Origin of the sequence: Dyadobacter sp. (genome assembly GCF_051859145.1) — a bacterium.
Lineage (GTDB): Bacteria > Bacteroidota > Bacteroidia > Cytophagales > Spirosomataceae > Dyadobacter.
Map to the genome: position 1 here is coordinate 1 of NZ_JBHYGF010000582.1, position 20393 is coordinate 20393.

Sequence of the window (20393 nt, forward strand, 5' to 3'; positions counted from 1 at the left end):
AAGTGATAACGTCCGCTTGTTGCGTCATATTTACCACCTTTTGCTCTTACCGCATTCTTGCCCAATTTGTAAGTCAACGCAAGAGACAACATTCCGTAAGAATCATTTTTTGATTCTCCTTTCGCAAATGTCCAGATACCATTTTGTGTATCGTAGTCACTCAAACCACCTACTGTAGCATCAAGCTTCTCCGTATTTACGAAGTTATGTGTGTAGTCAAGTCCAAGATCAAAACGTGAAGAAAGTTCGTAGTGAAGGGTAAATCCAGCAGGTACAACCCATTCTCTGGTGTAAGTAGAACCGTTACGTTCCCATTTACCCGCAGTTTTAGAACTACCGTCTGTGTTTGTGGAGACTTGACCAACCTGACCGGTATTGACGTCAGTCCAGTCCAGATCAGTGTGGTAGTAAATGATACCAGCACCCAGGTGCGTATCAAACTTCCATCTCAACAACTTTTTATACCCGAATAATAAGCGATTCAGGTTCATCGTTCCGTCAAGGGTCACCTGAACAAAAGATGGGCTGTTGAATGTAGCGCTATACGTTCTGTTTGATATAGAACTCAGGTGGTTATCTTTTGCACCTTGCAGGCGTCCATTATAACCTACTATCTGAACACCGAAAATCGGCGACAATTGCTTGTTAATAGAAAGGCCCCAACCGCCAGTAAGAACTTCTCTGTCCCCGCGTTTGAAGCCATTGTACTGCGATAAATCACCGAAGAATTTTGTAATCCCTCCATAACCGGTAATGGACCAGGTATTCATTTTGTTGGGTCCATCATACGTTCGATTTTGGGCAAACGTATCCAAACTCAGCAGGGACAAACAAAGCAAAGCAACGTAAAGATTCTTTTTCTTCATGGGAAACACGCGTTATGTGATTCAATATTGCACTATAAAAATTTACTAAAAACAAGAAAAAAGGGGTAAGCCTGTAAGCCGGATTCTGTTTTTCCAAACACCTGAGTGCCCGAAAACTCCTACCATTTATCCAGGATCCAGGTCGCCCTGGACCTCTAACGATCTACCCGTGCCGGCGTTCCGAAGAACGGGGACGAGCAGCCCCGCAAACCAACACCTATTTGATCTTTCAGCCCGTAAGGTTTACCTTGCCCCGCCTGTCGCCAGCCGGTCGGTGGGCTCTTACCCCACCATTTCACCCTTACCTCAACCTATAAAAAACATGCCAAGGCGGTATCATTTCTGTGGCACTTGCTGTCAAAAAGCCGTTTCCAGCTTCTTGCCTTCCTGTTAGGAAGTACGGCGCTCTGCGCTGCCCGGACTTTCCTCTCCGGCAAAAATACCGCAGCGGTAGGACAGCTCACTCCTTTCCTCTGACCACAAAGCTAACAAATACTTTCTTTCATCGACAGTCAATTTCTTAGAAAAAACAAAAAATTATAGCACCTATACGTACAATTATGACAGTTTTACCTCAAATTCCTTTTAATCCGTCGACACGCAAATTGACCTTTCCTTGTGCAAATACGACAGAATAAAGGTGTTTTGGTGTAAGGTAAACCTTATCCGGCTGAATGTCGGACAGCGTCCCTTTCAATGTAACTCCATCTGTAACTTTGTAGTTACTCAGCGCTTTCTGGATTGTCTTTTTGGCTTCCACAATCTGATCTCCTACCGGGAAAATCATCTTCTTTTCCATCATCCTGCTAAACTGTCCCTGCAACAGCCAGCCAGCCGTTTTAATGATTGCATTGCGGGTATCCAAATCATAATCAAGCCCTTTCAGCGACAATTGCTGCGTGGCAGGATCATAGTAAGGAACACCTTTCAGATAAATAAAGCCCGAAATGCTACCTTTCAATCCCGCTTTGATCACCAGTTTGTCATTTTGCCCATACATTTCAACCGAAGTCACTTCTACTTTATATTGTCCTCCCAAAAATGAGAATTGCTCACCTGCGAACTTGGCAGTAGCAAGCCGGGCGGCGTCTTCGTAGGAAACCAGGCTGATCAGCCCGATCTTGAAATCTTCCGTGACTTTGCTGGTAATCTGCAGATCGGGCAGCTTGGCTACTGCTGTCACGCTGGGCTTGGTGGCAGAGGTGATTGTTTGTGTATACCCCTTGATCCCCAAAACTGCTCTTATCACATTGTTTTTTGCCAGTAACGGGGTCATTACAATGCCGGTAGGAACTACAACAAGCCAGGTATCAAACTCTTTGGCGAGCATAACCGGCTGGCGGGCGATATTCCAGGCGAGCTCTGCATTCTTTTTCAATTCCAGGTTGTTGGCAACTTCTTCGTCAATCGCCTCCGTGATTTTGTCAAAATTTTTGTTCAGCAACCGGCTTGCCATGCTTTTGATTGGAATGTTCAATCCCGCAACTTTAATGCTCGGGTCAGAAATCCAGTCGTAGCTGTCCACATAAGTTTCCGACTTGATCTTCCAGTTTGAAGAAATCCCGATTTTAGATATCAACCTGATTTTAATGGAAAACTCCGTGTCTTTGTAACCCGACATGGTGATACCCAGCGGACTTACCTTGTAACCGGCACTTACCCAGATTTTCAGCGGGACTTCAAAGAGGAAAGAAGAATCAATGGCCACTACACGGATCGGGCTGATCTTCCAGACTTTGGCTTTCAGGTTATCGTTATCCTCATCCTCATAGCTGTTATCTTCATAAATCAGTCCCTTGATTTTTGCATTGATCTGAGTTTCAATTTCCGAGACAGGAATTTCAATCGGAATATTTAAAACCGACAAATGCTTTTCATTCTGAATTTCCTTGTCCGAGTACTGGTATTCTTCCATAGGTGCTTGCGGGGAGGTACTTTTTGAGCGACATTGCCAGCTGCTCCAAATGATTGCCAACAATAACGAAACGTATAATATCCTGGCCAGCAGGTTACTTGATTTTAACAAGGGTCGCACCGTATCCGAATTTATCTTTTAATGCATCTTTGAAATAGGCGACGTGCCTGTTTTTGCTTAGTCGCTTGTGCAGCTCGTTTTTCAATGCACCGCTGCCTGCACCGTGGATGAAAGTAATCTCGTCCATTCCATTTGCAATTGCTTTTTCAAGGTTTTCTTCAAAAACACTTAGCTGGGTTTTGACAATATTATCCTTGGAAATACGCGAAGGATCTTCAATCAGCTTTTCAATGTGCAGATCGACTATCTCCTCGGGCTTTCCTACTTTCACTTCCTCCTTTTCCGTTCCTCTCAGCAAACTTTCCTTCAAAGCTACGGCATTAATATCCGACGAAATCGGCTCCTTTTTCAGGCTCTCTTCATCCAGCTGATACACAAATGCTTCCTTGTCAAGAACCGGCGCTTTTTTCTTGCTCTTGTAAAAAGACTGCGCGCGGCATTTGATTCTCTTGTTAAGTGGCTGTGGGAGTATGTACTTACCTTCTCTGAAATACAGGATATTGAAGCCAAATACGGGCCAGTCTTCGAAATCTTTCATCAAAACCTCCGTCAGCTTTTGAGACTGGCGGGGCAGTAACACGCCGGCAGCTAATCCGGTTTGTACCTGGTTAACAACAGAAGAGGCGGTGAACGGAAGTATCCAGTCCGTGTTGTTCACCAAATGAACAGTAAGCGACTTATCGTTTATTGAGACAAAAGCCATGTAAATCCCCTTCTCAGCAAATGGTGCATTCCGCGGAACAATCACGTCCGACTTCGCACTCGCTGTTGAAATTTCGCGGTCTTTTTGCATCCGCTGCGATTCCACCGGCGAAATTGTAACTACTTCATTTCGCAGGACTGGAATGCGAAAACCGTCCTCAATTTCTATTTCAACAACATTTCGAGGAAGGAACGCATAGATAATGCCTTCTTCGCGTCCATGTACTAATCTAACTTTATCTCCAATATTCATTGATATACTATTTAAATCATCGTTTTCGCCTGCCGGCTAAAAGTATAACGGCTTAAATCCAATTCCGTTCCTGCTGAACTGTAATGCAGGTGCTGGTATTTTCACCGAATTGACAAGGAACCCGATCGTACGAACGAATTTACGCTTGCTTTTGATCTTGGTCAGATCGATATCCAGCGACAAATAATATTGCCTGTAAGGTCGGTAGCCCATTTCTATGCTTTTACGTGGCTCTGCCGAGACCATATCCTGAATCCCGTAACCAACTGAAAAACATAACCACTCAGGCCATTTACTCTCCGGAAAGAAGGAGCGCGGACTCGCCGAGAGCCAGTAAGTCTGACCATTATAATCCTTCAACCAACTTTCAGTCAGCGAACTTCCTAACAGCTCAGGCCGGACTTTCGAAAGTGGCGTTGTGTGAAAAGAATATTTGGGATGAATGCGGACCTCATCCCACAACGCGACCTGTCCGAGGTACAACACCGAACCTGCCAGGTTGGCCACCATATCGCCCGGCGAGAATCCGTAATCGGGTGAGAAGCCGTCGAGGATTTCGATGGGCGTTTGAAAAATCACGCCTGAAATCGCGCCGTAAATAAGCATCTGGCGCTTTGAAATGCCTGTTTTCTTGTAAAGTGCTGCTGTATGTCGCGCAATCTGGTATGATGTGTAAACGTGCCCCACTTTGTCCATTTGCAGCCACTCGCGGGTATCATCCTCGATCGTAAAGTGAGTAAGCGGCTGTTTGTACCACGATTTGCTGAGCCCGTAAATCGTACCCAGGTAGAGTGCAGACTGTGCCGCAAAGATCCCGCGCAGCAACGCATAATTTGGGCGCTCTATCTGTGCAGTATCCGGTTTATTCGTTAAAGTCAAAGAATCTGCCTGTTGGGAAAAGCCTGGCTTGATTTGGATAAGACAGAAAAAAAAGGCGAAAAATATACTTTTAATACCCGCCATGATATTTTCTTAATCCCCATTCAGCGCCGAGCAATAGTATCAGCAGAAAAAACAGCCATTTTAAATGGATCAGCTCCACCATATCTTCGGAGCTGTCGAGGCGGTCAGCAGGTCGGTCGGCTTTCAGCTTTTCAACATAGGAAGTTAATGATGCGGGCATAATAAATTCTCCACCTGAGCGGCCCGCCAATTCGCGCAGCATTCCAAAATCCGCAGTTGTGTTATTCAATTCCAGATCCACATTCCTGACAACAAATTGCCCCGCAGCCTTCTCCTGCCCGCCGCGCAATGCAGCAGAAGCAGTATAGCGATAAACGCCGTCTGAAAGCCCGCTGATATTGAATCGAGGTGACTCGGCGGTATGTGTATATGTGAATTGCCTTGCTTTTCCTTTCTCGTCGATAATATCCAGCTTCACTTCCTGACCAAAAATTGGCTCGTAAATATCATTGTAAATCTCTGTCTGAAAAGTCACCTGCTCACCAGCTTCAAACTCATTTCGGGTCGGGTATACCCTGAACTTCCGCTTGTCTTCTCTCAGTGAAAGCACCTGTATCAGCTTCTGGAACAGATTATCGACCACATCCTGCTTGTTGGTCTGCGCAAATTCTTCCTGCCGCCATTGCCAGATCCCCTCTCCTGCCAGTACTGCAACTTTCTGCTCGCCGCTTGTATTCAGTACCAGCAATGGTTTTTGCGTATTTAATGTACCGACCTTCTGGAAAAGGATTGTCTCGGTTCCGGAAGACAGATTGTATTCGCCAAATGGAACCGATAGTGGCGGAAGCCTTTCCAATATTTTCAAGCTTTCCGTATCAAAATTCAATTGCTGAAAAGCCGGATTGAAACGGGCTGTAACCTTGTCAGTCTGATTACTAGCTGCATTGATCGTCAGTGAGCGGTTCAGCGAATTGGCCAGTGGTACTGCGGATTGGTTTCCCAATATGAAAAACAGCGGGGTTTTCGCATCAATGAATTTACGGATCTGCGCATTACCAAGTCCCAGTACATTCGGGATCTGGTGCAAAATGACAAGATCGTAAGGTTTGGTTGCTGCCGGCGGAGTTGCCGAAATGGACAGGATACTGATATCCAGATCGTAATTCTCGTTTGCCTCTATCACGCTCCGCAGACTTTTAATATCCGGATGCGGCGCGAGTGCCATTAACAGGATTTTCTGTTTCCCGTCAATGATATCAATGTAAACGTCACGCGTATTATTCCGCCTGGAAGTTTCACCGGATACTGCACCTATTTCTAATGTAAAATGCTGTACACCTTTCTGGGTAGAAGTAGCTTTAAAATCTACCGCCTTGAAAAAATCGGCACGATCAATCACTACATTCTGGCTCTGGATTACCCGGCCATTTTGTTTTAATGTGACTGTGGTGGATTTGCCCGCAAGCCCGTTCGCTGCAATTTCGGCACGGATCGGAAATTCATTTCCCAGATACGCGATCCTGTTATTGACCACGTCTTTGATACGGATATCCAGATCAGGAACAGTATCTCCGACCGCCAGCGTACTGATTCGGAATGGAAAACGGTTATAAGCTGGCGACACACCCTGGTTGACAATTCCGTCAGATACCAGGATTACGTCCGTCAGGTTCCTGCCTTCATAATTGCTCCGGATCGTCTGGAGCATTCCGGTAAGGTCTGTTTTGTTTTTGTCAAAGCGGATAGAATCTGCTGAAAGCTGCTTTGCCTGCTGATCCAGGGTTTCGATACCCACCTCAAACCCCGAAGCCGCCAGTTGGGCAGAAGCATGGGCCACTGCTTTCATGACATCTTTACCGTATGCGCCAACAGACTCCGAATTGTCGACCGCAAATACGATTTTAGCTTTATCAATGGAAGTTTCCGTCTTTCTCACAAGCGGACTGAGCAGCAGAAAGCAGATCAGCGCAACAGTAATTCCACGAAATGCGGCCAGCAAGTAGTTCCACTTTTTACCCCAGGAAGCAATTGGCTGGTAAAGCAGGAAAGCATACAGCAATCCCGCTGCCAGACAAAAGAGAATAAACCAGTAAGGAGTTTGAAAGATCAGTTCGGACCGCATGTGCTCGGAGTCAATAGCTGGCAATGTTTACAATATACAATGAAACCGCCAGCTATTTTACAAACGAAGAAAGACACTATGTTAACATACCCCCATCGACCTGAAGTACCTGTCCGGTAATGTACCTGGATAAGTCTGAGGCGAGGAATACGCATGCATCTGCTACTTCTTCGGGCTGCCCTCCGCGTTTCATAGGAATGGATTGCTTCCATTCTTCAACTGCCTTGGACTCTACTGCACCGGTCATTTCAGTTTCAATAAATCCGGGTGCAACTGCATTGGACCGGATATTCCGCGAGCCCAATTCCAGTGCGATCGATTTTGTAAAACCGATAATACCTGCTTTTGAAGCCGCGTAATTTGATTGTCCCGCATTGCCGCTGATACCCACAACCGAGGTGATATTAATGATAGAGCCGCTCTTGGCGCGGATCATACTTTTAGTTGCTGCTTTGGTAAGGTTAAAAACAGATTTCAGGTTGATATTGATCACGGTATCCCATTGCTCCTCGCTCATCCGCATTAACAGTCCGTCGCGGGTTACGCCGGCATTGTTAATCAGCACATCGAGTTTACCGAAATCCGCAACTACGTCGGTTACGAGTTGTTCAGCCTGTTGAAAATTGGCCGCGTCGGAACGGTAGCCCTTTGCTCTCACGCCAAATGCTTCGAGTTCCTTGGTAAGCGCCTCGCCTTTTTCTACACTTGATAGATAAGTAAAAGCCACGTCAGCACCTTCTTCTGCCAAACGCAAAGCTATTGAACGTCCAATTCCACGGGAGGCACCGGTCACCAGCGCGACCTTGTTTTCTACTATTTTCATAGATGGTTTAAAAATCTGTCAAAAAAATAATGGTTGGCAAAAATAGGGTTTTAGATATTATGAAGTGAAAAACAGACACATTTTACTGAACCGTGAAAGTGACCTGAAACTTAGAAATATGGCGTTTTGACAAACCTTATCGCGTTTATGGCTGTTACCGTTTTACATTTATTTATCACAACTTTTAAAACCAATGGCAGAAAATACTAAAACCGCGTTGATTACCGGAGGCTCAAAAGGAATAGGTTTCGGGATCGCAGAAGTACTGATTAAAGAAGGTATCCAGGTGGCAATTACCAGCCGCTCAAAGGAAAATGCCGAGAAAGCAGCCGCACAGCTGAACCAGATCCGCGAAGGCGCCGCGATCGGCATTGAATCAGATGTGAGAAGCTTTGAGTCGCAGCAGAATGCAGTGAAAACGGTGATTGACAAATGGGGACAGCTGGACTACTTCATTGCAAATGCAGGTGTCGGCCATTTTGCGCCAATCGCTGAGCTCACGCCGGAACAATGGCAGGAAACCATTGATATTAACCTGACAGGCGTTTTTTATAGTGCCAAAGCTTCTTTGGAGGCACTTACCTCAACAAAAGGTTACTTCATTAATATAGCCAGCCTTGCGGGTACCAACTTTTTTGCAAATGGTACAGCTTACAATGCAAGCAAGTTCGGTCTGGTAGGCTTTTCGCAGGCGATGATGCTGGACGTGAGAAATGCAGGTATCCGCGTGACAACCATTATGCCAGGTTCGGTCGCCAGCGAATTCAACAACCACCAGCCTTCTATAAAAGATGCCTGGAAAATCCAGCCGGAAGATATCGGTCAGATCATTTCCGACCTCATCAAACTTCCTGCCCGCACTTTGCCTAGCAAAATCGAAGTAAGACCGTCCATGCCGAAGTAAGTCAGGTTTTATACCATTTTGGAAAAAACCAGATTGAAAACAGCATCCCTGCGCCTGCCAATATAAGCAGCGGGATTTTATATAAAATCAACAAAGTCAGTCCGACAAAACCAAAGAGAAATACTTTGAAGTGATCGTCAGGCTGACTTTGCTTTCTATACAAATACAAATGCGAAACAGTCAAAAGTGCAACTCCCAGCAGAAACAATTGCAGCAATTCCGCGGGAGTGAGTGCCGCATTTCGCATTGCTGCGAGTGTTTCGGGCACGATCAGGAGCGCATGAAAAGCTGTAACCCTCCAAAACCTGCGTAGGTCGGTTACCGGCATCGACTTCTCCCAGAGACAAACTTCATTCTCCCATTGGTACAATTCCATCGATATACCGAAATTCAGTAAATACGCCAGCGATAGTCCGATTGCCGGAAGGCGCAGGTCGTACTGGTCCGTGGAATAGTAGAGCATTGTGCCAGTTGCAACAAGTACAGCGCCGGTTTTTCCTGCAAGCAAGGTAATACCCCGCTCCCGCAACAACCATTCAAAAACCCAATACAGCCACGAGGCCGGACGTGGAAATGGAATGCTGAAAATCCCTGCACCTTTCCTTTTTACATACAAAACCGGATTACGCAGCCGCCACTCAGCTACGGCGACCAGCAAAACAGCAAGCGCAGCATACATAGGAAGAATAAGCCAGATCCTGTCCATCACTTTATCCTGAATAGCAATGGAAGCCAGATATATACCGTAGTACAGAATGGGTTGCAAGAAGCCCAGTCCGAGTACAAAAAGTCTCCGCCCGCGAAGTGCAGTGGGCCAGATCCGGGCATTGTATATAAATGTATAATCAGGCTGCTGCCAGAGCTGATTGATAAACTGGGCGCATACCAGTGTGTATCCAAACCACAAAAGGAATAGGAAGTGCATTCCATAATTTCCCGTCAGAAAGAATGTGGCAAATGCATAATGCTCCGCCCCGCTCAGAAAGCCAAACAGCACGCCCATCAGCACCAGAAATGTGCCGGCGCGCCGCCTGAAAAACGCCGATGCGGTCGATAGCAGGAGCATTTTCATAGCATCGGAATAAGCGTTTTGTTGCTGAGTGCAAAGCTTTCGTTTATCAGAAGCCCCTCCTGCTGAAAAGGCTGATGCGATGAAAGCAAGAACGTTACCCCGGCGGCTCGGTACTCGCGTATCAGGTCAAAAAGGTTTTCGCGCGCCTGGCGGTCAATGGTGATCAGCGGCTCGTCGAGGATAATGACTTTGGGATTACCCAGAAATGCGACAGCTAGGGACACTTTCTTTACCATTCCGCTGGAACAGCTGCCAAATGTATTGTTCAGGTAATTGATACCGAGCTTCTCGATCAAGTGTACAGCCTGTCCTTCCGGTGCCTTCTTCGCGCCGGCAATAAAGTCGATCAGGTCGCGGGGAGTGAGAAATGAGGGATAGAGCGGCTCTGCCTCGCCCAGATTGAGCCGTAATCGGTAATCTACCGGATGTTTTTTGAGATCATATTTCCCGTCGATAATAACGGATCCTGTACATGGAAGCATTCCCGCCAGTGTCCTGAAAAGGGTAGACTTACCTGCGCCGTTTTCCCCGTGAATCCAGTAAATACCTTCGCTTACCTGAAAGTGCGCAATGGAAATGATCTCCACATCTCCGTATTGCTGGCGAAGATCCCGGATTTCGAGCACCATAATTCAGGTAGTTATTTTTTAAATGTTTTTGATTTCGGGTCAAAACCAAATTCGTCTGCCAACTGCTGCAATGCAACAAACTCTTCATACTTATATAAATCTTTGTTGAAGAGCGCGTCGTGACCTGCATTTTTCAAACTGATCCAGCTGTGCGTGGCATAGGGATCGTAGTCAAAATGACGGAAAGAATGCCCGAGATTATTCATGTCAGCAAACCATTTCACTCCAACATCAAGGCGGTCATAACTCCCGAATGCAGATCCTTTACCTACTGGCACCGTATCATTTCTGGTTTTTTCCAAATCGATCATCGCCACATATTCATTCAGCCTGCATTCCGGGAGCGGCCAGGGTGTGTCGGGATCAACTACCTGAGCGTAAGTGGAAGTACGCGCCTGCGGGTATTCGGCAGCAATTCGCATCACCTCCTCATAGCCTGGTTTATACCTGGTATAGATCTCCGGATTACAAAGCTTTGCCTCAAATGCGGGACATCCCCAGCACTGCCCAATACGCCCGATCCCCGCAGTATCACCTATATGCAGGAGATATTCTTTAATGAGGTCCGCATTGAAATATACGTCATTGTGCATCACCAGCAGGTACTTCACATTTGATTTCTCCCACGCATACTGATACCGGATCGCACGTCGGAAGAATGGGAGTTTCAGCAGAAACCTGAATTTAAGATTGTGTGTCCAAAGCCAGAGACTTGGCTTGTAATACACTACTTTATCTCCCAGATGGTCAAGAAGAAATTGAAAATTAGAAGGCTCTGGCTGTTTAGCTTCCTCAACAAAGTAAATCTTATTGATCCATTGCCCTGACTCCTTCATCAATGTCAGCAACGTCATTGCAGTCTGGTAAGGTTTCCCGTAGGCATTTATCGCTACGTCAACACTGTTTTTGGTAAGATTCATGATGAAGCGGCGTTTTAGCTGACTGATGTTCTTAGTGGTGTCAATGTGATTTGGAACTCCGAATTTCAGTTAAATCAAAATACAAACAAAATGTTGTAGCACTCAGCTGTCAGCCGGGTCGCATTACAAATGAAATTTCGTATTTTCATTTGCAGGGACAATTAAGCCCAGTATATTTGAAAAAATTTGAATTAATACGAAGGTATTTTTAAAATATTTAGAAAGTTATTTCCTGACATCTTCTCTCTTCTATGAAATCGAATCGCCGGTCTTTCCTCCAACTTTCTGCTTTCGCACTCCCTTTTACAAGAGTTAACGACTTGTTTGCCAGAAGCAAGCCGGTCAACAAGCCCATTGTTATCTCCACCTGGGACAGCGGGCAAATTGCAAACGGAGGAGCATGGCCCGTGCTGGAAAAAGGAGGAAAAGCATTGGATGCTGTGGAACAGGCGGCTATCGCAATGGAGAACGAAGTGAACTGCTGCGTTGGATTGGGCGGAAACCCTGATCGAGACGGACGGGTCACTTTGGACGCTTGTATTATGGATGACAAGTTTAATTGCGGCTCGGTTGCATTTGTGGAGCGTGTCAAACACCCGGCTTCGCTTGCGAGAAAGCTGATGGAAAACACGCCGCACGTATTTATGGCAGGTGAAGGTGCGCAGCAGTTTGCCGTAGCAAGCGGGATCAAGCTGGAATCAGGAGAATTGTCGCCCGACGCTGCGAAAGCATATAAAGAATGGTTGAAAAAAGCCGAATACAAGCCCATTATCAATATTGAACACCAACAATCCAAGCCAAAAGGTCACGGTCCGTTTGCACCCAGCCACTTTGAAGACGGTTCAGTAAACCACGACACAATGGGCACGCTCGCAATGGACGCAGCTGGCAACCTGTCGGGAATGTGCACTACCAGCGGAATGGGCTTCAAAATGCGCGGCCGCGTGGGCGACTCCCCTATTATCGGTTCGGGATTATATGTGGATAATGAAGTAGGTGCCGCGACGGGCTCGGGCCAGGGTGAGGAAGTGATCCGCATTTGCGGTACCCACACCATCGTGGAACTCATGCGAAACGGCGCTTCACCCAAAGAAGCATGCAAAAAAGCCATTGAACGCATTGTAAAGATCAACCCCGAAAAGGCGAAAACTTTCCAGGTAGGGTTTATAGCAATCAACAAAAACGGGGAAGTCGGCGCATATTCTCTTCAAAAAGGCTTTAACTACACGGTTACCGAAACAGGCGGAAAAGGAAAGGTATTCAATGCAGACAGCCATTTTGCCTGATGTTCACTTCGTTTAAAATTCTGTTATAAATTTTTCTAAAATGAATTTAAGATCTGCGGCAATCCTGCTCTCGGGATTGCTTTTAGGAAATTTGTCCCTTGCCCAGCAACATGCCGAGCAGGACCATTCCAAGTATGTGGCACCTACAGACCCGCTTGTGCAGCAAAAGCTCAGCAAGTGGCAGGATGTTAAATTCGGCTTGCTGATGCACTGGGGAACGTATAGTCAATGGGGCATTGTGGAATCGTGGTCGCTTTGTCCGGAAGATGAGGGCTGGTGCGAGCGTAAAGGTCCGCATTCACATGATTGGTATGAGTATAAAAAAGCCTATGAAGCAATACCCAAAACCTTCAATCCCGTCAAATTCAATCCTGAAAGATGGGCACAGGCTGCGAAGAATGCAGGGATGAAATACGTGGTTTTTACGACCAAACACCACGACGGATTCTCTATGTTCGACTCCAAGTACACGGACTACAAAATCACGAACACGCCATTCGGATCAAATCCGAAAAGTAACATTACCAAGGAAGTACTCGCTGCATTCCGTAACCAGGGTTTTATGACAGGTACCTACTTCTCGAAACCCGACTGGAATAACGAGTTTTACTGGTGGAAGTACTTCCCGCCCAAAGACCGCAATGCCTCTTATGATCCTAAAAAGCGGCCCGAGCTCTGGAATAAATTCAAGGATTTCACCTACAATCAGATTGAAGCGCTAATGTCGGATTATGGTTCGGTTGACATTCTCTGGCTGGACGGAGGCTGGGTACGTCCATTGAATACGATAGACCCGAATATCAGCTGGCAGAAAAGCATTCCTTACGAGCAGGATATTGATATGGCCCGCATTGCCAAAATGGCGCGCTCGCACCAGCCTGGTTTGCTGGTTGTGGACAGGACTGTTACGGGCGAGTTTGAAAACTATGTAACACCGGAGCAATCGATTCCGGAACATTATATGTCCATCCCGTGGGAATCTTGTATGACAATGGGCGACTCCTGGTCTTACATCCCGAAAGAGAACTTCAAATCGACCCGGAAGCTTGTACACACGCTATTGGATATTGTTGCAAAAGGCGGAAACCTGCTGCTCAACGTAGCGCCGGGACCTGACGGAGAGTGGCACCAGGAAGCATACACGCGACTGGAAGAAATAGGAAAATGGATGAATGTGAACGGAGTGGGTATTTACGAAACCAAACCGCTTGCGCCGTACCGCCAGGGCAAATGGGCTTATACCAAAAAGGGTAACACTACCTACGCATTCTATCTGGCAGAAGCCGGCGAAAAGCTTGGTACCAGCCTGAAACCCGAAGGTTTGACCTTACCTGCTAATGCAAAAATCAACTTTGCAGGAAGCAAGAAAGCATTGAAAGTAAAAGACGGAGCAATCCAGCTACCCGCAAAAACAGTAGCTGAACTGGGTGAACAACCTGCTTATTTGCTGGTGATTAACTAGCCGTATTCAGTTATTCCGTCGTTTGTTGTCAGGCATTGGATAAGTCTTATCTTTGCTTAAACAACACACATTACACATGCTGGATTTCGAAATTGACAAACTAACGAATTCGATTGAACACGCACTTACAAAGCAGGTTTTCCAGACGCAACTGGTACGCATTCCTTACGGCGAGCGTTTGAACAAAAAGAACTGGGTATTTGACTGGAAAAAAGAGCTATCTAATCCAGTCAGAGAAATCTACAAACTTGTCACGCTGGCCGAACCTAATCTGATTCATGGATTGATAAGTATAGGTTTCAACGAAGACCACGTTTATATGCATCTCCTGGAGAATGCTGCTTTCAATAAGGGTCAGACGAAATTGTATCGGGGAGTTGCCGGAAATCTTGTAGCTTTTGCTTGCAAGCTAAGTTTTGAGCGCAAGTTTGACGGAATTGTAGTTTTTGAATCGAAGACGAGCCTGATCGAACATTATCAGCAAACTGTTGGTGCGAAGATCCTAGCCAGGAATAGATTGTTTATTGATACAGTTGAAGCAGATATGCTTGTTAAACGATATTTCAAATGAAACCAGACTTCAAAAAGCTACATAAAACTGACTTGGAAGTAATCAGCAAACCACTTCGCAGGTCAGACTTACACGAAATTTCCAGTTTGCTCAGGATTAAAAGAGCAAAAGCTGTCACGGCGATTATTTCGGTAAAAAATACCGGATCATCCCGAAAATATTAACCAACGAACATTCCGCAAGGAACTGCAATTTCTTTTCCTATGATCAAACCCATAGCCGCACTTTTCTTCCTTTCGGCACTGAATGCTTTTGCCCAGACTCCCCCAAAACCTTATGGCGCAACACCTGCTCCGAGACAGGTTTTGTGGCACCAGACAGAGGTTTACGGCATCATGCACTTTACTCCAACCACTTTCGAAAACAAGGAATGGGGTTTCGGGGACGCTGATCCGAAAACTTTTAACCCCAGCGATTTCAATGCAGAACAAATCGTACTCGCAGCAAAAGCAGGTGGATTGAAAGGCATTGTGCTGGTAGCCAAACACCACGACGGTTTCGCACTCTGGCCAACCAAAACCACAGAATACAACATCACCAAAAGTCCATTCCGCGACGGGAAAGGTGATTTGGTAAAAGAAGTAGCCGACGCGACGCGCAAGCACGGTCTGAAATTTGGCGTGTATTGCTCGCCCTGGGACCGCAATAATGCGAAATACGGCATGCCGGAATACCTGGCGATTTACCGCGAGCAGCTGCGTGAGCTTTATACGAATTATGGCGAGCTGTTTATGTCGTGGCACGACGGCGCAAATGGCGGCGACGGATACTATGGCGGAGCAAAGGAAAAACGCTCCATTGACAATACCACCTATTATCAATGGGATTCAACGTGGACAAACCTGACCCGCAAATTGCAGCCGAATGCAAGCATTTTCAGCGATATCGGCTGGGATGTGCGCTGGGCGGGAAATGAAGACGGCAGTGTGAATGAAACCTCCTGGGCTACATTAACACCAAAACCTTCCGAAGGCCAGAATGTAGCAGTTCCCGGACAGGCAAATGCAACCGAAAATCCGGGTGGTACCCGCAATGGAAAATTCTGGATACCTGCTGAATGCGATGTGCCACTTCGCAAAGGATGGTTTTACCACCCCAATGAAAAGCCGAAATCGCCGGAGAAATTGTTTGACCTTTACCTGAAAAGTGTAGGTCGCGGCGCGGCGCTTGACCTTGGACTTGCCCCCTACACACGCGGACAGTTGCACGCCGATGATGTTGCTGCGCTGAAAGCATTCGGAGATCATGTTAAGGAGACTTTTGCTACCAACCTGATCGCGAAAGCAAGCTCCAAAGCAGTTAACGTAAGAGGTTATAATTCCATTTACAGTGCCAAAAATCTGCTGGACGGAAAACCTGAAACTTACTGGGCAACAGATGATGATTTTAAAACGCCGGAAGTAATTCTGGATCTTGGCCAACCTGCCGTTTTTGACATTATAACTTTACAGGAATTCATCAAACTCGGTCAGCGTATTGAAGAATTTGCAGTAGACGCGTGGCAGGGAACCGAATGGAAGGAAATTCATAAAGGTACCAGCGTGGGCGCAAAAAGGATCGTCAAACTGGAAGCTCCGGTCACCGCACAGCGCATCCGTTTGCGGATTACGAAGTCGCCGGTAAGTGTGGCGATCAGTGAGTTCGGGTTGTATAAAGATTCGGAATAGATACAAAGTCGCATTATAAAATCAATGTCCCCGCTCAGTACAGCACTGTTCGGGGACATTAATTTTACAGCCTACTGGGCTGATAGTCGCGCCAGTCGCGCGAACATTTCAATCATTGCGCCCTGGTCGATCAGCGTTTTTTCCTGCTTTCTGCCGATCAGGTTATTTTCATCGCGCTCTTCTTTCCATATCCGCTCTGCATCGTCAATGAAAAACGCCAGCAAGTTTTTGTCCTTGGTAATCTTATACAATTCCTCATATCCGCGCAGCAGGACTACATTGAACCAATAATTGGCGGGTAGCTTGTTGTTTACATAAAAGAAATCTCTGGCGGACTGTGCGATCATTTTTGCTTCATCCAGGTACTGCTGCTCTTTGGTGATTTCATACAGCAGTACATTCGATTGCAGCATGGTACCTGTGTTGTAGGTGTATTTGGCGGAATCGATTTTCATCGATGGTATTTTGATCGCATCCCAGTAAGTACCGTCGGGAGAGCGCAGGTGTTTGTTGGTCCATTTGTACAGATCCAGCGCCGTATTGAGGTACTCCTTCTTTTTGCTGATTTTATACAATTGCAGCGCAACCAGTATACCCGGACCATTTGAACAGGTATTCTTGGTATTCTTCTCGTCCTCCTTCCAGTAAATGCCCCCGCCGGATTTCTGATCATATCCGGTCATCATAAACCTGTGAATTTCCTCTGCCAGTTTGAGGTAAGCGGTATTATTTGTCCGGTTGTACGCATCGAGCGCCGCGATTGCGATCCATTGGTTATCGTCGTAAAATCTCGAATCCTTTTGTTCTTTGGTTACATAAGCCTGATATCCCGGCGCGGGCTTATCGTTGTTGCGGTACTGAGCGATCGCATTCAAAACCGGTTTCATGGCTTGTTCTCCCGGCATCAATGCATCTGCCTCATTGGCGGCCTGCATCAATGCGCAAAGCGGCCACAGAAATGAGTGCGGCTTCTCATTTTTTCCATTTGTTTCAATATACAAACCCGACTTTGGTTCATAGAATACTTTGCTGATATTCTGGCTGATAAGTGTAATCCGCTGCTGGTACTCGGCTTTCGTCTGCGCATCTGCCTGTGAGAAAAGCAAGCAAAAAAGCATAGAAAGTAACCAGGTGTGTCTTTGTAGCATAGTTGGGTATTTTTAGATCCTCACTCGCAAAACAACGCCATTCATCTGATTTACTGTCAATTTAAATCGACTTTTGGTTACAAAACCTCTCCTCTCCAAAGCTGAATCGTTCTGATTTTAGGAAAATAATGCAATTAAATTTTGATTTTTAAAGGAACTACAAAACACTATTTCATGCATTAGGCACAACACCTATATTTGATTTATTAGCAACCCATTCCTACCGTTTTCCTGATTTTGACTACATTTTCCAAACATACTGATGATGCATCTTTATGGAATTGCTTTCGGCAGGGAGATGAAAACGCGTACACGGAACTTGCCCGCCGATACTATCGCATTTTATACCATTACGGACAAAAGTTCTGCTCCGATCAGGAGCTGATCGAAGACGCATTGCAGGACCTGCTCGTTCATTTGTGGCTCCATCGCAGTACCGTCGGAGATACTGCGTCAGTGAAATTTTACCTGATCAAATCATTCCGCCACCGCCTCTTCAAAGCATTGAAAGCCGCTCCCGCGAAAGTGGAAATATGCGATAAGGTTGCCCAGCTTCATCAGGAAGATTCGGCTGAAACCTTGCTGATCAGCGAGGAAACGGCCAGTTCGCGCAGCAGCTGCATCAGACAGTTGATGAGCCGGCTTCCCTCCCGGCAGCAGGAAGTGATCTACCTGCGTTTTTACCAGAATCTCAAACCTGAGGAAATCGCCAAATTACTTTCCATTCACCCGCAATCGGCCAGCAACATTATACAGCGCGCATTGGGCAAACTGAGAGAATTGTGGCCAGCTTCTGCATTGCTTTCAATCGCTGCATTGAGTTTTTCCCGTATTCTGTTCTAAATTTTTAAAATTTCAAAAAATATTCGCTGCCAACTGAGTAGTCGGGCAACATAAAGGGATAATACCTGTGTGGCTCCTAAAAACCACTTTGCAAAATGTCAGACAGTAACTTTTCCCTGCTTCAAGCCCTACTCGAAAACCAGCGGTTTATATGCTGGGCGAAAGGTGAAAAGCCGGAAGATGATGCCTACTGGCAGCAATGGAAATTAAATGGGCCCGACCACGCGAAGGTGCTGGAAGAAGCAGCAGAGCTGATCAACAGTATGGAAGCCAGCTACCCGCAGCTTTCCAACGCACATATTGAGCACGCGATAGGCGATTCACTCGAAAAGGCAAAGCAGATCGAGCGCGAGAAAGCTGCTGCAAATGCAGTTGCCTGGAAAGGTTTCAGAAGGTACTGGTCCATCGCCGCCGCATTGCTGCTGACAGCAGGTATTGCGTGGGCGGCGTTTATCATGCATTCACGGGATACTCGCAAGACAATATCTTATGACAATGACCTCTACCAGCTGGCAGACCGCGATTCGATTATAGAAAATGAGAACCTGAGTGCCAGCCTGAAATACGTGCAGTTACCGGACGGTAGCTCGGTAGTGTTGCATAAAAACAGCAAAATCAGCTACCCGGGCGATTTTGGGAAAGAAAAACGGGCCGTCTTCCTGTCGGGTGAAGCCTTTTTTGAGGTTACTAAGAATCCTGAAAAACCATTTTTCGTGTATGCCAATGAACTGGTTACAAAGGTTTATGGAACCAGTTTCAGCATCAGCGCAGGGAAGGCGAAAAGTGAAATTGTTGTGGCGGTAAAAACCGGAAAAGTATCGGTATGGTCACGTAAGGATTACCAGTCAAATGGAACAGGAAATAGCACAGGTTTACTTGTTCTGACGCGGAACCAGAAGGCGACTTTCGACAGAAACCTGCGCAAGCTGACCAGAACTGAATCGAGAATCCCCAAGCTGCTCGACATTCCCATTGAAGAGCAGGTTTTTAACTATACCGAAACGCCCGTATCCGAAGTGTTCCAATCGCTCGAAAGTGCTTATGGGATCAAAATCGTGTACAATAAAGAAATTATGTCGGACTGCAGCATTACTGCGGTACTGGGCGACGAGCCTTTGGAAAACAAGATGAAATGGATTTGTACGATCTTGGAAGCGAGTTACCAGCGGCAGGGAGAGAAAATGATCATTACCGGAAATTCTTGTAAATAATTATTCACCATAAACCACCAGCCTGATCATGAAAAAAGGTGAATGATGTCGCCACATCACTCACCCGAATTAAACCCCCAACCAGATTGCCTGACCCGGATTGCTGCCCCGAAAGGAGCATGGGATTTTGTTTGCCGATTTTTCAAAACAACAAAACGTTCAAAAGTATGAAAAAAACCTTTTACCGGCGGAATTACCTGCTTAAAATTATGAGAATCAGTCTCGTACAATTATTTCTCACAATCCAGTTTGCCGGAATTTCCCTGGCCGACGGATTCGCGCAGGATGTACTGAACCGTCGCCTGACGGTAAGTATCCGTGAGCAGAAAATTGGCGCTGCACTGGATAAAATCAGTAAACTCTCCGGGGTCAATTTTATGTACAGCCCCGAGCTGATCCAGTCGCAGCGCAAGGTGAGCTTTGAGGCAAAAGACTCCAAGCTCGAAGCCGTGCTCGACCATTTTCTGACACCCTTACAAGTAACTTATGAAGTATCCGGAAAGCAGATTCTGCTGAAAAGAACTTCTGCAAAACAAGCTCCAAACAGCCAGGAAGGCGCGGGAGTAAATGCGAAAAGCGGACAAAGCGCGGACGTTTCCATTAAAGGAAAAGTAGCCGACGCAACCGGCGCCACAGTGCCGGGCGCGACAGTGGTACTGAAAGGCAGCTCGTCGGTAGGCACTACCACAGACGCTGACGGTTCATTTTCTTTGAATGTACCCGACGGCAGCACAACACTTGTTGTTTCGTCCATCGGCTTTTTGACGCAGGAAGTAGACATCACAAACAAATCGCAGATTGATATCGTACTGCAATCAGATGTAAAAGCATTGAGCGAAGTGGTGGTAACAGGTTACTCTTCCCAGTCTAAAAGAGATATCACAGGTGCAGTTTCTACGGTTGACGCGACCGAGCTCACGAAAGTGGCGGCTCCAAACGTAGCGCAGCAGCTGCAAGGCCGCGTGGCAGGTGTGAC

The 20393-nt window shown here is 46.4% G+C and carries 17 protein-coding genes, 1 other RNA gene and 1 pseudogene; 8 read left to right on the top strand and 11 right to left on the bottom strand.

Features of this window, described 5'->3' with window-relative positions; genetic code table 11:
• The 7 genes and pseudogenes from ACTIE6_RS24840 to fabG form a co-directional block, all read right to left on the bottom strand.
• Nucleotides 1–770 (bottom strand): annotated as a pseudogene (locus tag ACTIE6_RS24840) (OmpA family protein); the annotation flags it as partial.
• Between the two features lie 154 nt (nucleotides 771–924).
• Nucleotides 925–1333, bottom strand: an RNA gene (gene rnpB, locus ACTIE6_RS24845) — RNase P RNA component class A.
• A gap of 107 nt (nucleotides 1334–1440) precedes the next feature.
• Nucleotides 1441–2781 (bottom strand): DUF4403 family protein, encoded by a 1341-nt coding sequence (locus ACTIE6_RS24850; protein WP_439559188.1) that lies wholly within the window; start codon nucleotides 2779–2781, stop codon nucleotides 1441–1443.
• A 94-nt stretch (nucleotides 2782–2875) separates the two neighbouring features.
• Nucleotides 2876–3856: a DUF2027 domain-containing protein gene (locus tag ACTIE6_RS24855; RefSeq protein WP_439559189.1), complete on the bottom strand. Its 981-nt coding sequence runs from the start codon at nucleotides 3854–3856 to the stop codon at nucleotides 2876–2878.
• Between the two features lie 36 nt (nucleotides 3857–3892).
• The gene (locus tag ACTIE6_RS24860) at nucleotides 3893–4735 is read right to left on the bottom strand and encodes a DUF2279 domain-containing protein (protein WP_439559190.1); all 843 of its coding nucleotides are present in this window, start codon (nucleotides 4733–4735) and stop codon (nucleotides 3893–3895) included.
• Nucleotides 4736–4805: 70 nt separating this feature from the next.
• Nucleotides 4806–6881 carry a VWA domain-containing protein gene (locus ACTIE6_RS24865; RefSeq protein ID WP_439559191.1) on the bottom strand — a complete coding sequence of 692 codons (2076 nt, stop codon included), beginning with the start codon at nucleotides 6879–6881 and terminating at the stop codon, nucleotides 4806–4808.
• A gap of 76 nt (nucleotides 6882–6957) precedes the next feature.
• A complete protein-coding gene (gene fabG / locus ACTIE6_RS24870) occupies nucleotides 6958–7704 on the bottom strand; it encodes a 3-oxoacyl-[acyl-carrier-protein] reductase (RefSeq protein ID WP_056285239.1) in 747 nt (248 codons plus the stop codon).
• Nucleotides 7705–7897: 193 nt separating this feature from the next.
• Here fabG and ACTIE6_RS24875 point away from each other — a divergent pair, with 193 nt between their 5' ends.
• Entirely contained in the window at nucleotides 7898–8608 is a 711-nt protein-coding gene (locus ACTIE6_RS24875) for an SDR family oxidoreductase (RefSeq protein ID WP_439559192.1), read from the top strand.
• 1 nt (nucleotide 8609) lies between these two features.
• Here ACTIE6_RS24875 and ACTIE6_RS24880 read toward each other — a convergent pair whose 3' ends face one another.
• The 3 genes from ACTIE6_RS24880 to ACTIE6_RS24890 are packed head-to-tail and all read right to left on the bottom strand — an operon-like array spanning nucleotide 8610 to nucleotide 11229.
• The gene (locus ACTIE6_RS24880) at nucleotides 8610–9680 is read right to left on the bottom strand and encodes a hypothetical protein (protein WP_439559193.1); all 1071 of its coding nucleotides are present in this window, start codon (nucleotides 9678–9680) and stop codon (nucleotides 8610–8612) included.
• Nucleotides 9677–10309, bottom strand: a complete 633-nt coding sequence (locus tag ACTIE6_RS24885; RefSeq protein WP_439559194.1) for an ABC transporter ATP-binding protein — start codon at nucleotides 10307–10309, stop codon at nucleotides 9677–9679. The genes ACTIE6_RS24880 and ACTIE6_RS24885 overlap by 4 nt, the downstream gene beginning before the upstream one ends.
• An 11-nt stretch (nucleotides 10310–10320) precedes the next feature.
• Nucleotides 10321–11229 carry a hypothetical protein gene (locus ACTIE6_RS24890; protein WP_439559195.1) on the bottom strand — a complete coding sequence of 303 codons (909 nt, stop codon included), beginning with the start codon at nucleotides 11227–11229 and terminating at the stop codon, nucleotides 10321–10323.
• A 251-nt stretch (nucleotides 11230–11480) separates the two neighbouring features.
• On the opposite strand from ACTIE6_RS24890, the gene ACTIE6_RS24895 reads away from it, so the two are divergent.
• The 4 genes from ACTIE6_RS24895 to ACTIE6_RS24910 all read left to right on the top strand — a co-directional run bounded on the left by ACTIE6_RS24895 (nucleotide 11481) and on the right by ACTIE6_RS24910 (nucleotide 16215).
• Entirely contained in the window at nucleotides 11481–12515 is a 1035-nt protein-coding gene (locus tag ACTIE6_RS24895; protein WP_439559196.1) for an isoaspartyl peptidase/L-asparaginase family protein, read from the top strand.
• A gap of 40 nt (nucleotides 12516–12555) precedes the next feature.
• Nucleotides 12556–13977: an alpha-L-fucosidase gene (locus ACTIE6_RS24900; RefSeq protein ID WP_439559197.1), complete on the top strand. Its 1422-nt coding sequence runs from the start codon at nucleotides 12556–12558 to the stop codon at nucleotides 13975–13977.
• A 76-nt stretch (nucleotides 13978–14053) separates the two neighbouring features.
• A complete protein-coding gene (locus ACTIE6_RS24905; protein ID WP_439559198.1) occupies nucleotides 14054–14548 on the top strand; it encodes a hypothetical protein in 495 nt (164 codons plus the stop codon).
• 203 nt (nucleotides 14549–14751) lie between these two features.
• Nucleotides 14752–16215 carry an alpha-L-fucosidase gene (locus ACTIE6_RS24910; protein ID WP_439559199.1) on the top strand — a complete coding sequence of 488 codons (1464 nt, stop codon included), beginning with the start codon at nucleotides 14752–14754 and terminating at the stop codon, nucleotides 16213–16215.
• Nucleotides 16216–16286: 71 nt separating this feature from the next.
• Here the strand turns inward: ACTIE6_RS24910 and ACTIE6_RS24915 are convergent, their stop codons facing one another.
• Nucleotides 16287–17363: a glycoside hydrolase family 76 protein gene (locus ACTIE6_RS24915; RefSeq protein ID WP_439559200.1), complete on the bottom strand. Its 1077-nt coding sequence runs from the start codon at nucleotides 17361–17363 to the stop codon at nucleotides 16287–16289.
• A gap of 237 nt (nucleotides 17364–17600) precedes the next feature.
• Here ACTIE6_RS24915 and ACTIE6_RS24920 point away from each other — a divergent pair, with 237 nt between their 5' ends.
• The 3 genes from ACTIE6_RS24920 to ACTIE6_RS24930 form a co-directional block, all read left to right on the top strand.
• Nucleotides 17601–18206: an RNA polymerase sigma factor gene (locus ACTIE6_RS24920; RefSeq protein ID WP_439559201.1), complete on the top strand. Its 606-nt coding sequence runs from the start codon at nucleotides 17601–17603 to the stop codon at nucleotides 18204–18206.
• Nucleotides 18207–18301: 95 nt separating this feature from the next.
• Nucleotides 18302–19417, top strand: a complete 1116-nt coding sequence (locus ACTIE6_RS24925; RefSeq protein WP_439559202.1) for a FecR family protein — start codon at nucleotides 18302–18304, stop codon at nucleotides 19415–19417.
• Nucleotides 19418–19584: 167 nt separating this feature from the next.
• Nucleotides 19585–20393, top strand: an 809-nt coding sequence (locus tag ACTIE6_RS24930) for a carboxypeptidase-like regulatory domain-containing protein (protein ID WP_439559203.1), incomplete at its 3' end; no start/stop codon positions are given.

Bases quoted from the DNA above. Each gene is read 5' to 3' on its own strand.
- ACTIE6_RS24850 (WP_439559188.1), bottom strand. From the start codon at position 2,781: ATGGAAGAATACCAGTACTCGGACAAGGAAATTCAGAATGAAAAGCAT.
- ACTIE6_RS24855 (WP_439559189.1), bottom strand. From the start codon at position 3,856: ATGAATATTGGAGATAAAGTTAGATTAGTACATGGACGCGAAGAAGGC.
- ACTIE6_RS24865 (WP_439559191.1), bottom strand. From the start codon at position 6,881: ATGCGGTCCGAACTGATCTTTCAAACTCCTTACTGGTTTATTCTCTTT.
- fabG (WP_056285239.1), bottom strand. From the start codon at position 7,704: ATGAAAATAGTAGAAAACAAGGTCGCGCTGGTGACCGGTGCCTCCCGT.
- ACTIE6_RS24875 (WP_439559192.1), top strand. From the start codon at position 7,898: ATGGCAGAAAATACTAAAACCGCGTTGATTACCGGAGGCTCAAAAGGA.
- ACTIE6_RS24880 (WP_439559193.1), bottom strand. From the start codon at position 9,680: ATGAAAATGCTCCTGCTATCGACCGCATCGGCGTTTTTCAGGCGGCGC.
- ACTIE6_RS24885 (WP_439559194.1), bottom strand. From the start codon at position 10,309: ATGGTGCTCGAAATCCGGGATCTTCGCCAGCAATACGGAGATGTGGAG.
- ACTIE6_RS24890 (WP_439559195.1), bottom strand. From the start codon at position 11,229: ATGAATCTTACCAAAAACAGTGTTGACGTAGCGATAAATGCCTACGGG.
- ACTIE6_RS24895 (WP_439559196.1), top strand. From the start codon at position 11,481: ATGAAATCGAATCGCCGGTCTTTCCTCCAACTTTCTGCTTTCGCACTC.
- ACTIE6_RS24900 (WP_439559197.1), top strand. From the start codon at position 12,556: ATGAATTTAAGATCTGCGGCAATCCTGCTCTCGGGATTGCTTTTAGGA.
- ACTIE6_RS24905 (WP_439559198.1), top strand. From the start codon at position 14,054: ATGCTGGATTTCGAAATTGACAAACTAACGAATTCGATTGAACACGCA.
- ACTIE6_RS24910 (WP_439559199.1), top strand. From the start codon at position 14,752: ATGATCAAACCCATAGCCGCACTTTTCTTCCTTTCGGCACTGAATGCT.
- ACTIE6_RS24915 (WP_439559200.1), bottom strand. From the start codon at position 17,363: ATGCTACAAAGACACACCTGGTTACTTTCTATGCTTTTTTGCTTGCTT.
- ACTIE6_RS24925 (WP_439559202.1), top strand. From the start codon at position 18,302: ATGTCAGACAGTAACTTTTCCCTGCTTCAAGCCCTACTCGAAAACCAG.